Genomic DNA, 14,572 nt, shown 5'->3' on the forward strand with positions numbered 1-14,572 from the left:
CGCGCGTTCTCTAGGCTCAACGGATGACGAATTCCGTACCGACCATCACCCTGAACGACGGCCACACCATCCCGCAGCTCGGTTTCGGGGTCTTCAAGGTCGACCCGACCGAGACCACCCGCATCGTCACCGACGCGCTCGAGGTGGGCTACCGGCACATCGACACCGCCGCCGTCTACGGCAACGAGGAGGGTGTCGGCACGGCGCTGGCCGCCTCGGGCATCGACCGATCCGACCTGTTCGTGACCACCAAGCTCTGGAACGACAAGCAGGGCACGCAGACCGCGCTCGACGCGTTCGACGAGAGCCTGGAAAAGCTCGGCCTGGATTACGTCGACCTGTACCTCATCCACTGGCCGGCGCCCGCGAACGACAAGTTCGTGGAGAGCTGGCGCACCCTCGAGACGATCCGCGAGTCCGGTCGCGCCCGCTCCATCGGCGTCTCGAACTTTCTGGTGCCGCACCTGGAGCGCCTCCTCACCGAGACCGACACCGTGCCGGCGGTCAACCAGATCGAACTGCACCCCGCCTACCAGCAGGCCGAGATCACCTCGTTCGCGCGCGAGCACGGCATCCACATCGAGGCCTGGGGCCCGCTCGGCCAGGGCAAGTACCCGCTGCTCGAGGAGGGCGTGGTCACCACCGCGGCCGAGGCGCACGGCAAGTCGGCCGCGCAGGTGATCATCCGCTGGCACCTGCAGACCGGCAACATCGTCTTCCCCAAGTCCAACCGCCGCGAGCGCATGATCGAGAACTTCGACGTCTTCGACTTCGAGCTGAGCAACACCGAGCTGGCCACCATCTCGGCGCTCGAGCGCGGCGGCCGCGTCAGCGCGCACCCCAACGAGGTCAACTAGCCCCGCCGGCTCGACCCACGCCGAGAGGACAGATAGGGCCAGTCTGGAGCGTCAGCACTGGCCTTTTCTGTCCTCTCGCGGCCTCGCGCCCTTCCTGGGGCTGATCCCGGCAGGTCGTGGCAGCGGATGCGGCCGCCCGCGACGCATCCGCCGTCTTACGCCGTGTGTCGGCGCGGGTGGCGGCAACCGGCGGGGGCATTTAGCGTCGGAGCATGTCGTACACCCTGAACGTCGTCGCCGTCTCCGGCAGCCTGCACGCACCCTCGAAGACCACAGCGCTGGTGCGGGAGATCCTCACCGTGCTCGAGGGCGAACTGTCGATCGATGTGCACCTGATCGAGCTCAGCCAGGTGGGCCGCGAGTTCAGCGGGGCGCTGCGCCGGGACGAACTCTCCGCGGCGGCCGAGGCGGACCTGCAGCGCATCGAGGGCGCCGACCTGCTCATCGTGGCGTCGCCGGTGTACCGTGCCTCGTTCACCGGCCTGTTCAAGCACGTGTTCGACTTCGTGGAGCAGTACTCGCTCGTGGACAAGCCGGTGCTGCTCGCCGCAACCGGTGGCAGCGACCGCCATGCGCTGATCCTCGAGCACCAGTTCCGGCCCCTGTTCAGTTTCTTCCAGGCGCTCACGCTGCCGCTGGGGGTCTACGCCAAGGACTCCGACTTCACCGACTACAGGGTGACCAACCCCGAGCTGCGCGATCGCATCGACCAGGCCATCCGCCGCGGGCTGCCGCTGGTGCGGGCCAGCCTGCCGGCCAACCTCTCGGCCGACTCCGCCGCCATCGTCTGGTAACCCGGCCCCGCCCGCGCGGGCGGCTCGCGGAATAGTCCTGCGCCCGCAAGCCTTACATTGGGACGTGCACGGATGTGATCCATCCGTAGAGAGAAGCATCCTTGTGTCCCTGATCGACTGGCTATTCGACGCCCAGCTGCAGATCGGCGACCAGACGATCCTCTGGCGCGAGATCATCGGCAACGTCTTCGGCATCGCGAGCGCCGTGGGCGGCATGCGCCGCAAGATCTGGGCCTGGCCGGTCGGCATCATCGGCAATGCGCTGCTCTTCACGGTGTTTTTGGGTGCCGTCTTCGGCACGCCCAACCCGGTCAACCTGCTCGGTCAGGCCGGCCGCCAGGTCATGTTCATCGTCGTGTCGGTCTACGGCTGGGTGCAGTGGTCGCGCAGTCGCTCGGCCGGAACCGTGGCCGTGGCCCCGCACTGGGCCGGCACCCGGGCGCGCATCGGCCTGGGCGTGGGCCTGGTCGCCGGCACGCTGGTGCTCACCCCGATCTTCCGGGCGCTGGGCTCGTTCGAACCGGTCTGGGCCGATGCCTGGATCTTCACCGGCTCGCTGCTGGCCACCTACGGCATGGCGCGCGGCTGGACCGAGTTCTGGCTGATCTGGGTGGCGGTGGACATCGTCGGTGTGCCCCTGCTGATCAGCGCCGGCTACTACGCCTCCGCGGTGCTGTACCTCTTCTATGGCGCGTTCACCATCACCGGCTTCGTGATCTGGGCCCGGGTGCAACGCCGCCGGGCTCTCGTGGAGCGTGCGCTGGTCTGACCGGCGCCCGTCACCATCCGCGAGAGCGGTCGTGTGGCTGCCTGGTTCGGCGGAGATGACCACAACCCCGCTTTCGCGAGCTGGTCTGGTCGCGATGTGGATGCTGCGCGAGATGGTTGTTTCGCGAGAGCGGTCGTGTGGCTGCCTGGTTCGGCGGAGGTGACCACAACCCCGCTTTCGCGAGGTGGTCGTTTCGCGAAAGCGGTCGTGTGGCTGCGTGGTTCGGCGGAGATGACCACAACCCCGCTTTCGCGAGAGGGTCTGGTCGCGAGGTGGTCGTTTCGCGAGGTGGTTGTTTCGCGAGCTGGATATTGCGCGAAAGCGGTCGTGTGGCTGCCTGGTTCGGCGGAGGTGACCACAACCCCGCTTTCGCGAGAGGGTCTGGTCGCGAGGTGGTCGTTTCGCGAGGTGGTTGTTTCGCGAGCTGGTTGTTGCGCGAGAGCGGTCGTGTGGCTGCCTGGTTCGGCGGAGGTGACCACATCCCCGCTTTCGCGAGCTGGTGCGAACCCGAGTGGGGGCGGGCGGGGGCGATCGGGCGCGGGTGCTCGGGCGCCGGTGGAGGCTAACCGGTCCGGTGCCGCAGCTGCTTGGGCCGGCCGAGGGCAACCAGCCCCAGCACCGGGGCGATGAGCAGCTGCATCGAGACGAGCGGCCCGAATGAGGCGAACAGCACGGTGAGCACGGCGGTGGCGGCGCCCAGCGCGAGCACGACCGCCAGATATCCGGTGCGCCCGGTGCGGGCGAAGGCGACGGATGCGAGCCCGAGCGGCACCAGCCGCAGCCACAGGTCGGGTGCGGACTGGGGCAGCGGCCCGCCGATGTAGGAGATCACCGCGGCGAGCACGTAGAGGCCCGTCCACACCCAGAACAGCCAGGGGCCCGCCGGTTCCGCCGGCTCGTACGGCTCGTCGGCCGCCCAGTTCGGCGGGGGCCCGGTGCGGCGCGGGGCCGGGCCGGAGCCGGTCCACGCCCCGTCAGGGCCCTGGCCGGAGCCGGAGCCGGAGGCGGCACCGGGACCCGAGGCGGCACCGGGACCTGAGGCGGCACCGGGGCCCGCGGTCGTGCCGGGGCCTGCGGCCGTGTCGGGACTCCCGGTGCCCGGCGGGCGTTCGCGGCGCATCCGCTCGGCCTCGGCCTCACGCAGCACGGCCCGCGCCTGGGTGAACCTGTCGAACCGGGCGGCCGCCGCGGCCAGCTCGGCCGGGCTTGCGGCGGTCAACAGGTCGGGATGCGAGCGCTGGGCCTGAAACCTGAACGCCCGCTCCACCTGCTCCAGTTCGGCATCCACGGCGACCTCGAGGAGCGCCGCCGCCTCGGCCGGGGTCATCGTGCGTCCGCTCATGCGACGCAGACGATCACGGGACGGCGGTGAGCGCTCATGGACGGGGCGGGGAGTCGGCCCGGTCAGTGCCGAGACGGTTCGGCGGGCGCGGGGGTGCGGCCGAGCGCCACAGGCGATTGCCCGAGCCTGCGGCGAAAGGAATCCTGGCCCCAGGACAACCAGATCAAGGTACCCAACAGGGGGAACATCAGGATGATCAGCACCCAGATCGCCCGTTCGGTGCCGGACATCGCGGTGCGGAACAGCGAGCCGAAGACCACGATGATGGCGATCGCGACGAGGGCCAGGGTGACGACCCCCAACAGCAGTGACCACACGTCCATCGTGCCCCTTTCCTGCATCCAGTCTCACAGCCACGTTCCCGGGCGGCAAGCCCCCATCGGCGGCCCGGGTGGCCCGGCCGGCCCCAGCAGACGGCGCGCCCTGGGTCGCGCAACAATGGATGCATGACGAATCGCCTCGCCGACGCCATCAGCCCCTATCTGCGCTCGCACGCCGAGAACCCGGTCGACTGGCGGCCCTGGGGTGAGGATGCGTTCGCCGAGGCCCGCCGCCGGGACGTGCCCGTGCTGGTGTCGATCGGCTACGCCACCTGCCACTGGTGCCACGTGATGGCCCGGGAGAGCTTCAGCGACCCGGTGCTGGCGGCGTACCTCAACGAGCGTTTCGTGAGCATCAAGGTCGACCGGGAGGAGCATCCCGACGTCGACGCCAGCTACCTCGCCGCGGCCGGCGCGTTCACCCAAAACCTCGGCTGGCCGTTGAACGTGTTCGTCACCCCGGCGGGCCGGCCGTTCTATGCCGGCACCTACTCGCCGCCAGCGCCGCTGCCCGGGCACCCGGCGTTTCGTGAGGTGCTCGCCGCCGTGACGGATGCCTGGACCACCCGTCGCGACGCCGTGGAAGACAGCGCGGCGGGCCTGGCCGAGGCGCTCGCCCAGCCGGCGCCGGCCGCTACGGCGGGGGAGCTGCCCGATCAGGCCCGGCTCGCCGACATCGTGGCCAGGCTGGCCACCGCTGAAGACCCCGTCTTCGGCGGGTTCGGCGGCGCCCCGAAGTTTCCGGCGGCGCCGACCCTGGGCCTGCTGCTTGACCGGGCGGACGGGCGCGACCTGGCGCTCCGTACCCTCAAGCGCATGGGCGCGTCGCCGCTTCGCGACCCCGTCGAGGGCGGCTTCTTCCGCTATGCCGTCAACCGGGACTGGAGCGACCCGCACTACGAGCGGATGCTCTACGACAACGCGCAGCTGCTCGAGCTGTACACCCGGGCCTGGATGCTCACCGGCGAACGCTGGGCCCGGATCGTGGCCGAGGGACTGGTGGGTTTTCTCGGCGCGGTGCTCCAGCTGCCCGACGGCGGCTTCGCCAGCGCCCAGGACTCCGAGAGCACAGTCAATGGCACGCGGGTGGAGGGCGGCTACTACGCCCTCGACGAAGACGCCCGGCGCGAGCAGGCCCCGCCGGCCCTGGACGCCAAGATGCTCACCGGCTGGAACGGCCTGGCGATCGGCGCCCTGGCCCTGACCGGGCACGCCTTCGCCGACGACACCGCTCTGCACCTGGCCCGCTGCGCCGCGGACCGGCTGCTCGAGCTGCACCGCCGCGCCGATGGCGCCCTGGTGCGAGCCTCCATCGACGGGCGGCTCTCGCCGGCGGTCGCCACCCTGGAGGACTACGGCATGTTCGCCGGCGGCCTGCTCGAGCTCGCCACGGCGACCGGCGAGGTGCGCTACGCCGTGGCGGCCGGGGAACTCGTGGAAGGCTGCCTGGCCGGAGCCGGGAAGGGATTCACCGCGCCGGAAGGCGCCGACCCGGTGCTCACATCGCAGGGCCTCGACCTCGCGACCGACCCGTCGGAAGGGGCCTACCCGTCGGGGCTTTCGGCCATCGCGGCGGCGGCCTGGCGGCTGCATCTGCTCACCGGGGATGGCCGCTACCGCGACGCAGCCACGGCGGCGATGCTGCGACTGGTCGGCTCCGGCGGCACCAACCCGCTCGCCTTCGGCGCCGCCCTGCGGCTGGTCAGCACGCTGACGGCCCCCATCGAACAGCTCGTCGTGGTGACCCCGGCCCCCGACGCCGAGCCCTCCGCCGCTGCGCACGCCGACGAGGGTACCGCCGGCACCGGTGCCGCCGGCACTCGGTCCGGGCCCGGTGCTACTGGCCCGGGTGCGGGCACCGCCCTCGTGGATGCGGCGCGGCGCCGCCAGGGCTTGGTCGCCGTGGTCACCGAGCACCAGTGCGCCGCCTTCGCCGAGGCCGGATTCGAACTGTTCGCCGACCGCAGCACCCGCGACGGCCGCCCCACCGCCTACCTCTGCCGCGACTTCGTCTGTCGCCTGCCCACCACGGATGCCGCCGCCCTCACCTGACCCGCCCGCATCCGCCGCCCGCACCTGACCCGCCCGCCCGCCCGCCGACTCGCGCCGGCAACTGGTGCCCGTGCGGACAATTGCACCCGGCACACCGGGTGCCATTGTCCGGAGCGGGAACAGTTGGGGCGCCGGGCGCGGGCGCCACAGCGGCACCACACCCGCCCGAACCCCCGCAGGTCACGAGCCCGCCCCCGCGGCGACGTACACTAGACCAACGTCACTGTTCCCAGCGGGCCCTTGCCCGGTCTGGACCGGTGCGTGGATGCCCGGGAGACCCGGGCGCATACTCCGGGGCCTGGCGCATCGATGCCCGCCCTGCGGAGTTCACACCCTCTGCATTGCCCGTACAGCCGCTCAGCACCCGCAGCCAGCCCTGCATCCGTTACCACTCCACGTAATTTTCTCCAAGGAGGACCATGGCACGCTTTGACCGCACCGATTCCACCCGACACTCCCGCACGGCTGCCGGCAGTGGTTTCTCCGAGTCGACGCCGAGCCAGGTCGACGAACCCGCGCCGGACACCGGCTCCTTGCCGGTTCTCTCGCTGAGCAGTGAACCCGAACTGGTGCTGCTCTCCCTCGACGACCGCACCCGCCGTTTCGACCGCGAAGACGTGGTGGTGCGAAAGGGCGAGATCGCCCTGATCAACGGCCACTTCACCCCGCACGAGTCCCGGGTCAGCGACCTGCTCGCCCTCGCGGACGCCCTCGACTCCGCCGGCATCGACTACCTGCTGGTGCGCGGCGACCACAACCGCCCGGTCATCGCCGTCAACCGCAAGCGTCGCAAGAAGATCAGCCGGGTGCTGGCCGAAGCGTTCGGCAACACGCCCTTCTATCTCAAACCCCTCGACGGCGACCCCGCCCGCCCGGCCCTGCTCGCCGACGGCGCCCTGGCCGCTCTCGCCACCTCCGACGTCTTCAGGGTCTACCAGCCGCGCATCGAACCCATCGGCCGGCTCCGCTACGGTGCCGAGACCGCGTTCCAGCTCGAACTGTGGCGGTTCGGCGAAGACGAGATCGTGGCACCCGTCGAGAACGTCCTGATGCGCAAGCGCCTGCCCCGGTCCGAGGCCCGCGAGACCACCGTCGACCTGTTCGGTCGCACCTGGCGCACCCTGCAGAACATGTTCGACGACCTGGTCAGCGACATCAGCTTCGACATCGACCTGGTCTTCTCCTGGGTCGACGGTTCCTCCGCCGACTTCCAGAAGGCCCGCGCGGCGCGCATGACGTCTTACGTGGTCGGCGAGGGCGACGACTCGGAAGCCCGGTTCCGGCAGATCGACGAGCTCAAGTACGCGCTGCGCAGCGTCTACATGTTCGCCCCATGGGTGCGCCGCATCTTCATCGCCACCGATTCACCCGCCCCCGAATGGCTGGTCGACCACCCGCGGGTGACGATCATGAACAGCGAAGACTTCTTTCCCGACACCAGCGGGCTGCCCACCCACAACTCGCACGCCGTGGAAAGCCAGCTGCACCACATCCCCGGGCTCGCCGAGCACTTCCTCTACTCCAACGACGACATGTTCTTCGGCCGTCCGATCGGTCCGGAACTGTTCTTCTCGCCCGGCGGCATCACCAAGTTCATCGAGGCGCCCACCCGCATCGGCCTGGGCGAGAACGACCCCACCCGCAGCGGTTTCGAGAACGCGGCGCGGGTGAACCGGGCGCTGCTGCGCGAGAGGTTCGGCAAGGTCACCACCCGGCACCTCGAGCACACGGCCGCGCCGCTGCGCAAGAGCGTCATGCAGGAGATGGAGGCGGAGTTCCCGGAGGACTTCACCCGCACCATGAAGAGCCGGTTCCGTTCGGCGACCGACATCTCGGTCACCAACTCGCTGTACCACTACTACGCCCTGGCCACCGGACGGGCCGTGGAGCAGACCCAGGCCCGCTCGCTCTATGTGGAGACGACGCTCAAGCTGGCCCTGCGCCAGATGAACAAGCTACTCAAGCGCCGCGATCAGGACATGTTCTGCCTGAACGACGGCAGCTTCCCCGAGATCAGCGACGAGGTGCGCACCGAAGCCGTCACCGACTTCCTCGAGCGTTACTTCCCGATCGTGGCCCCGTGGGAACGCGAGAGCGTTATCGCCGAAAGCCAGCACGGCGAGGACACCCTCATCGAGAGTGCCCTCGGCCTGGGCAACGGCGACGTCAGCGCAGAACCGGGATCGGCCTGGTCATTGGCGGCTCGCGGTATGCGGGCAGACTTCCCGCAGGCATGATCTCGATGCCGGAGGCGGCCAGGCGACGGGCGCTTTCTGCGGCGTCGATGTAGTCCAGCGGCTCGAACTCGCCCAGCGGCACCACCGAGTGCAGCACGGTGTCGGCGTACACGTGCACGAGGTTGAACGCCCGCGCGCCGTCACGGCCGCGGGTGCCGCCGACGGGCACGTTGAGATCCTGGGTGTAGCAGGTGGCCGACGCGACAGACACCGGGATGCCGGCGAACGTGGCGGTCGATGAGTAGTGCAGGTGCCCGGCGAGGATGCTGCGCACATCCGTGCCGCGGAGCACCTGCGCCAGGCTGGCCTGGTCGCGCAGCTCCACCGCCACCGACAGGTCGAGCATGCTGGGCACCGGCGGGTGGTGCATGGCGAGGATGGTGCCGTCCGGCGCGGGGAAACTCAGCTGCTCGCCGAGCCACTCCAGCTGCGGCTCGGTGATCTCGCCGTAATGACTGCCGGGCACCGTGGTGTCCAAAGTGATGATGCGCAACCCGCCGACGTAGTCGACGTGGTCGATCGGCGCCAGGCTGGGCTCCTGGCCGAGCAACTCGGTGCGGAAGTTCGCCCGGTTGTCGTGGTTGCCCATGACCCAGAGCACCTTCGCGCCCAGGCGGGCGGCCGCGGGTTCGACGATGTCGCGCAGTTGCGCGTAGGCGTGCGGTTCACCCTTGTCGGCCAGGTCGCCGGTGATGATGATGGCATCGGGTCTGCCGCCGGACGCCTCCACATCGGCGAACAATCGTTGCACGTGTGCGGCGCTGTCCACGCTGCCGTAGAGGCGATTGCCGTCTGCGAGCAAGTGGGTGTCGCTGAGGTGGAGAAGAAAATAATCCGGCCTAGGGTATTCGGCCGTTCGAATGCTCACGGAGCTTCCATTCGTTTGGTACTTAGGCACTTTACGGGGATTACGCTGCGGATGCTACAAAACCAGTCGATCAGAGAAGTATGAACTTAGCGTGTACAACACGCAAAAAGACAGGACCCGAGGGATAAAACCTCAGGATCCTGTCCTTTGCGGCCTGTCGCGCTACTGCTCCAGGTGCTTCTCTCCTTCGCGCACCGTCAGCGGCTCCTGCTTCTCGGTGCTCACCTCGATCTTGCGGGGCTTGGCGGCCTCACTCACCGGGATGGTCACCGAGAGCACCCCGTTGGCGTAGGTGGCGCTGATGTTGTCGAGGTCGATGCCCTGGCCGAGGTTCAGCTGGCGGAGGAAGGAACCCGCCGTGCGTTCGCGGGTGAGCCACTTCACGTTGTCGTGGTTGGCCAAGGTGCGCTCACCCCGGATGGTGAGCAGCTGGCCGTCCACATCGATGTCGACAGACCCGGGATCGATGCCCGGCATGTCCGCGTTCAACACGTACACGTCTCCCGAACGGTAGAGATCCATCGGCATCACGCGGGGCCCACGCACATCCATCAAGGCGCCGGCGAACCGGTCCAGTTCGCGGAAGGGATCGTAGTTCATGGCCATGTTCAACTCCTTTTCATCGATTGCGGCGGCACCGGCCGACCGGATCGGCCCGGGTGTCAAAGTTGAGCCTGACCGACTCAACTATTAACATTTTGATCCGGCTCGACGGCGGTGGCAAGCCGTGACCGCTCGCGCTCAGCGAAGACTCAGCGACGTCGGGGCCTGCCGCCTGTCAGCGCCGGATGCGCTCAAGTCCTGCTCGTCGTGCCGACGCCTCAGGGGTGGGTGAGACCGGGCGCCGTGGCCGGCAGCACAGGGATCTCGCCCTCGCCGTGCTCGTACGGTTCGATCCGGTCGTGGTCGGCCGCCGCGGCACGCCGACGCTCGGACTCGAAGTCGCCCTCGAGGCCCGGGAACCCGCCCCGGTCGAGGGAACGGCCCCAGCCACGGTCGGCCTTCGCCGGTCGATCGGTGCGTTCCCTGCGGGTCTTCCTGCTGAACATATTCTGACGCTACGCCGCAGAGGCCCCATGTCAAGGCTGGATTCGAGCGTCTCCGAGCCGCGGGCGCACACCTGTTGTGCACCTTGCTTTCACGGTTCACCCATGCTCCCGTGGGACAGTAGAGAGTGCACTCGATCTCCCGCCTCACCCCCACCCGCTATATCGGCGCCGCGCTGCTCTGCGCCGCCGCGTTCGCGGTGCTCTACATTTTCTTCATCCGGGACGTCACCGGACAGGCCATCGACCAATTGGCCTTCAACGGTGCCGAAGACGGCACGACCGGCGCCTCCCTCACGCACCGACTGCTCGACCTGATCCCCTCCGTGATGGTCGCCGTCGGCGCTGTGGTGAGTCTCGTCATCGCCGCGGTGCGGCGCGCCTGGTTCCCGCTCGTGGTCGCCGTGGCCGCCGCGATGGCCGCCGTGGTCACCACCCAGCTGCTCAAGAACGTGATCCTCACCCGCCCCGAACTCGGCGTGGACGGCTACATCCCCAACTCATTCCCATCCGGGCATACGACGGTGGCGGCGGCATCCGCGCTGGTGGTCTTCCTCGTCGCGAGCCCGCACACGCGTTGGCTGGCCGGCACCATCGGCGCGGCGTTCGCCGTCGCGGCCGGGGTGTCGACGCTGGTGAGCCTGTGGCACCGGCCCAGCGACGTGATCGCCGCGCTGCTCGTGGTGGCCTTCTGGGGTTGCGTCGCCGGAGCCGTGCTCACCCGGTCGGGCGGCCGGCAGCGCGCCGCGCGCACCCCCACCCCGGCCAGGGTGGGCTTGAAACTGCAGACCTGGATCGCCGTGCTCGCCGCCGTCGTCACCGCCGTGGCCGCGGGCATCGGCGCCACCGGGGCCTTCGGCATCTCGGATGCGCCGGTGGCCTATCTCGGCGCGGTCACCGCGATCGTCGCGGTCGGTTTTGGGCTCGCCATCACCGCCACCCGCCTGTTCGACCGGCTGCCGTAAAGCACAACTCCCGCAGAATCTGCCGGGGGGATGTGCACCGGCGCAGGTGCGTGTAACACTGGGGCATGGCCGTCACGCTGAGAGCGCTCCAGACCGTTGTACCGCCCACCGTCCTTGTGCAGGAGCAGGTCAGGGACATCTTCGCCGCCCAGCCCGGCCTCAGCCGGCTGGCGCAGCGGTTGGTGACCGCATCCTTCAACCTGTCGGGCATCGATACCCGCCACACCGTGATCGAGGAACTCACCCTCGACTCGGAGGCGGCCGATCCGCAGTTCTTCGACGCCGCCACCCAGCGGCTGCTCGTGCCAGGCACCCGGGTGCGCAATGAGCTCTACATCGAGCAGGCCACCACGCTGTTCGTGGAGGCCGGCCGCCGCGCGCTGGCCGCCTGTCCGGGGGTGGTCGCCGCCGACATCACCCACGTCGTGACGGTGTCGTGCACAGGCTTCTACGCGCCCGGCCCCGACTACATGCTCGTGCGCGAGCTCGGCCTGGCGCCGTCCACCCAGCGCTACCACCTCGGTTTCATGGGCTGTTACGCGTCGATGCCGGCGCTGCGCACGGCGAAGCAGTTCGTGCAGGCCGACCCGAACGCCGTGGTCCTCGTGGTCAGCGCCGAGTTGTGCTCGCTGCACCTGCGCACCTCCAGCGACCCCGACACCATCGTGGCGTCGTCGCTGTTCTCGGATGGCGCGGCCGCGGGCATCGTGAGCAGCCGCCCGCCGGTCGCCGGCGAGAACGCCCTCGACCTCGACCACTTCGAAACCGTGATCACCCCCGTCGGTGAGGGCGACATGGCCTGGAAGATCGGCGACGAGGGCTTCGAGATGATCTTGAGCTCGTATGTGCCGCACATCATCGACGAGCACATCGAGTCGGCCCTCGCGCCTTTGTTCGGCAGGGACGAGTCGCTCACCCGGGCGCTCGCGGCGGAGGTGGTGGCCGAGGCCGGGGCGCTGGCCGAGCAGGCCCAGGAACAACAGCAGGCGCAGGATGGCGGCGCTGCCTCCGGCCAGGTGCTCACGATGCCCACCCCGGCGTCGCCGCTGAGCACCGCGATCGCCCACTGGGCGATCCACCCAGGCGGGCGCAGCATCCTCGACAAAACCGAGGCCAAACTCGGCCTCACCGAGGCGCAGCTGCTGCCGTCGCGGGAGGTCCTGCGCACGAACGGCAACATGTCCAGCGCCACGATTCTTTTCGTGATGAAGGAGATCCTCGACGGCGCGGCCACTGCCGACGGTGACAGGGTCTGCGCCATGGCGTTCGGGCCGGGCCTGACCGTGGAGTCGGGTCTGATGACCGTGCGGCGCGGCTGACGACGTGCTCGGCAAGCTCCGCGACCGGGCCGTCGACGCGGTCGAGATCATGGACGATCCGGACTGCGACGCCGAGACGCTGCGGCGCACCTACGCGAATTTCCGGTACGTCAACGCCGTGGTCTCCGGGCTGCGGCACACCTACCGGCACGACATCCGGCCCCGCCTCTCGGCCACAGCCGAGACCAGCCTGCTCGACATCGGTTCCGGGGGCGGCGACGTGGCCAGGTCGCTGGTTCGTTGGGCGGCTCGCGACGGCCTGCGCCTGACCGTGACCGCGATCGACCCGGATGCGCGTGCGCACGACTACGCGAGCGGCCGGCCGGCGCTGCCGGGGCTGGAGTTTCGCCGTGCGCTCAGCAGCGACCTCGTGGCCGCGGGGGAGCGCTTCGACATCGTGCTCTCCAACCACGTGCTGCACCACCTCAGCGGCACCGAGCTGGGCGCGCTGCTCGTCGACTCCGAACGGCTCGCCCGTGGCCTGGCGCTGCACGGCGACATCGAGCGGGCCCCGCTGGCGTACCTCGGGTTCGGGCTGGGCACCTGGCCGTTCTTCCGCCGCTCGTTCATTCGTGCCGACGGCCTCACCTCCATTCGGCGCAGCTTCACCTGGCGGGAACTGGCGGCGGTGGCGCCGCTGGGCTGGAGCGTGCGCCGGGAGGTGCCGTACCGGCTGATGCTGCGCTGGCAGGCCCCGCCGACCGGGTCGCGGGCGATTCCGCCTGTGGCCGCGCGGGCCGAGGCGGCGGACGTTGCGCAGGCGGACTCGGCGCGGGCCGAGTCGGCGCGTGCGGCCGAGGAGCGGTGACCCGTGCGTGACGTGATCGTGGTGGGCGGCGGGCCCGTGGGCATCCTGCTCGCCTGCCTGCTCGCCGAGCGAGGTCTGGACGTGGAGGTGTTCGAGCGGCGCACCGAGCCGTCGATGCTCTCCAGGGCGATCGGCATCCACCCGCCGTCGATGGGGGTGCTGCGCCAGGCCGGCGTGGCCGAGGAGGTGCTCGCGCGCGCCGTGCGCATCGAAACCGGCAGCGTGCAGAGCGGCGGACACACGCTCGGCCGGCTGTCGTTCGCGCAGACGACCGGGCTGTTCCCGTTCGTCGTGGCCCTGCCCCAGCACGAGACCGAAGCCGTGCTGCGAGCGCGGTTCGGGCGGTTGCGACCGCACGGGTTGCGCTCCGGCGTGGGCGTGGGCATGCTGCACGATCGCGGAGGCCACGTGGACGTGAGTGCCGAGCTGGGCCTGGTCGCCGAAACGGGCGTGGACGCATCCGGGCCGGAGGGTGGCGCCGCGCCTCCGGTGCTGGGGTCGGCGCGGTACGTGGTGGTGGCCGACGGCGCCCATGGCCGGTTGCGCGACGCCGTGGGCATCGCGTCCCGGCCGCTCGGCGGCGGTGACACCTACCTGATGGCCGACTATCCCGACGCCGGCGAGCACGGCACAGAGGCGGTGCTGTTCTTCGAGCGGGGCGGCGTCGTCGAGTCGTTCCCGCTGCCGGACGGCCGGCGTCGCTGGGTGGCCCTGACGTCCACGCTGATGACGGATGCCTCGATCGATGACCTCTCGGCGCTGGTGCGGGAGCGCACCGGCGTGCTGCTGCCGTTCTCGGATGCCGCACCGGCCTCGTTCTCGGTGCGGCAGCGACTGGCGTCCACGATGGTACAAGGTCGGATGGTGCTGGTGGGGGATGCGGCGCACGAGATCAGCCCGATCGGCGGGCAGGGCATGAACCTGGGCTGGCTCGACGCCGTGGCGCTGGCGCCGGCGCTCGCCCACGCGCTCGCCCAGCCGACCGAGGCCGGCGTGACGCTGGCCGGCTACGACCGGCGCCGGCGGCGGAGCGCCCGCATGGCCGCCCGGCAGGCCGGTTTCAACATGGCGATGGGCCGGCCGGCGCGTGGGCTGCGGCTGCGGCTGCGCAACGGGGCCGTGCGACTGCTCGCCCAGCCGCCCCTGAACGGCCTGCTCGCCCGCGCCTTCACGATGCGCTGGCTGTAGCCTCTCT

At 70.1% G+C, this 14,572-nt stretch carries 14 protein-coding genes; 9 read left to right on the forward strand and 5 right to left on the reverse strand.

Translation table 11 applies throughout. The annotated features are described in order from the left end of the window. Positions 1–23 precede the first annotated feature (23 nt). The 3 genes from ACEN2M_RS11975 (at position 24) to pnuC (ending at position 2,420) form a co-directional block, all read left to right on the forward strand. The gene (locus ACEN2M_RS11975; protein WP_441648356.1) at positions 24–857 is read left to right on the forward strand and encodes an aldo/keto reductase; all 834 of its coding nucleotides are present in this window, start codon (positions 24–26) and stop codon (positions 855–857) included. A gap of 212 nt (positions 858–1,069) precedes the next feature. Continuing rightward, positions 1,070–1,651 (forward strand): FMN reductase, encoded by a 582-nt coding sequence (msuE, locus tag ACEN2M_RS11980; RefSeq protein WP_441648357.1) that lies wholly within the window; start codon positions 1,070–1,072, stop codon positions 1,649–1,651. Between the two features lie 103 nt (positions 1,652–1,754). Then, positions 1,755–2,420, forward strand: a complete 666-nt coding sequence (gene pnuC / locus ACEN2M_RS11985) for a nicotinamide riboside transporter PnuC (RefSeq protein WP_441648358.1) — start codon at positions 1,755–1,757, stop codon at positions 2,418–2,420. Positions 2,421–2,982: 562 nt separating this feature from the next. Here the strand turns inward: pnuC and ACEN2M_RS11990 are convergent. Then, positions 2,983–3,762, reverse strand: a complete 780-nt coding sequence (locus ACEN2M_RS11990; protein ID WP_441648359.1) for a hypothetical protein — start codon at positions 3,760–3,762, stop codon at positions 2,983–2,985. A 62-nt stretch (positions 3,763–3,824) separates the two neighbouring features. Next, positions 3,825–4,085: a PLDc N-terminal domain-containing protein gene (locus tag ACEN2M_RS11995; protein ID WP_441648360.1), complete on the reverse strand. Its 261-nt coding sequence runs from the start codon at positions 4,083–4,085 to the stop codon at positions 3,825–3,827. A 123-nt stretch (positions 4,086–4,208) separates the two neighbouring features. Between ACEN2M_RS11995 and ACEN2M_RS12000 the strand changes: the two genes are divergently transcribed. Continuing rightward, positions 4,209–6,134, forward strand: a complete 1,926-nt coding sequence (locus tag ACEN2M_RS12000; protein WP_441648361.1) for a thioredoxin domain-containing protein — start codon at positions 4,209–4,211, stop codon at positions 6,132–6,134. A gap of 419 nt (positions 6,135–6,553) precedes the next feature. Continuing rightward, positions 6,554–8,371, forward strand: coding sequence for a stealth family protein (locus ACEN2M_RS12005; RefSeq protein ID WP_441648362.1), 1,818 nt, complete (start codon positions 6,554–6,556; stop codon positions 8,369–8,371). On the opposite strand, the gene ACEN2M_RS12010 is transcribed toward ACEN2M_RS12005, so the two are convergent. The 3 genes from ACEN2M_RS12010 to ACEN2M_RS12020 form a co-directional block, all read right to left on the reverse strand. Beyond that, on the reverse strand, positions 8,301–9,239 hold the full coding sequence (locus tag ACEN2M_RS12010; protein ID WP_441648363.1) for a phosphodiesterase: 939 nt from the start codon (positions 9,237–9,239) through the stop codon (positions 8,301–8,303). The two genes, ACEN2M_RS12005 and ACEN2M_RS12010, sit on opposite strands and share 71 nt — an antisense overlap. A 162-nt stretch (positions 9,240–9,401) precedes the next feature. Next, a complete protein-coding gene (locus ACEN2M_RS12015) occupies positions 9,402–9,845 on the reverse strand; it encodes an Hsp20/alpha crystallin family protein (protein WP_441648364.1) in 444 nt (147 codons plus the stop codon). A gap of 215 nt (positions 9,846–10,060) precedes the next feature. Continuing rightward, positions 10,061–10,288: a hypothetical protein gene (locus ACEN2M_RS12020; RefSeq protein WP_441648365.1), complete on the reverse strand. Its 228-nt coding sequence runs from the start codon at positions 10,286–10,288 to the stop codon at positions 10,061–10,063. Positions 10,289–10,413: 125 nt separating this feature from the next. On the opposite strand from ACEN2M_RS12020, the gene ACEN2M_RS12025 reads away from it, so the two are divergent. From ACEN2M_RS12025 to ACEN2M_RS12040, 4 genes are all read left to right on the forward strand, one after another. Further along, on the forward strand, positions 10,414–11,250 hold the full coding sequence (locus ACEN2M_RS12025) for a phosphatase PAP2 family protein (RefSeq protein WP_441648366.1): 837 nt from the start codon (positions 10,414–10,416) through the stop codon (positions 11,248–11,250). 65 nt (positions 11,251–11,315) lie between these two features. After that, the gene (locus ACEN2M_RS12030; RefSeq protein ID WP_441648367.1) at positions 11,316–12,569 is read left to right on the forward strand and encodes a type III polyketide synthase; all 1,254 of its coding nucleotides are present in this window, start codon (positions 11,316–11,318) and stop codon (positions 12,567–12,569) included. Between the two features lie 4 nt (positions 12,570–12,573). Continuing rightward, complete coding sequence (locus ACEN2M_RS12035) at positions 12,574–13,377, forward strand: class I SAM-dependent methyltransferase (protein ID WP_441648368.1); 804 nt, start codon at positions 12,574–12,576, stop codon at positions 13,375–13,377. A gap of 3 nt (positions 13,378–13,380) precedes the next feature. Further along, positions 13,381–14,565, forward strand: coding sequence for an FAD-dependent oxidoreductase (locus ACEN2M_RS12040; RefSeq protein WP_441648369.1), 1,185 nt, complete (start codon positions 13,381–13,383; stop codon positions 14,563–14,565). Positions 14,566–14,572: the final 7 nt, after the last annotated feature.

The organism is Cryobacterium sp. W22_MBD10_FK3 (assembly GCF_052113745.1).
Taxonomy (GTDB): Bacteria; Actinomycetota; Actinomycetes; order Actinomycetales; family Microbacteriaceae; genus Cryobacterium.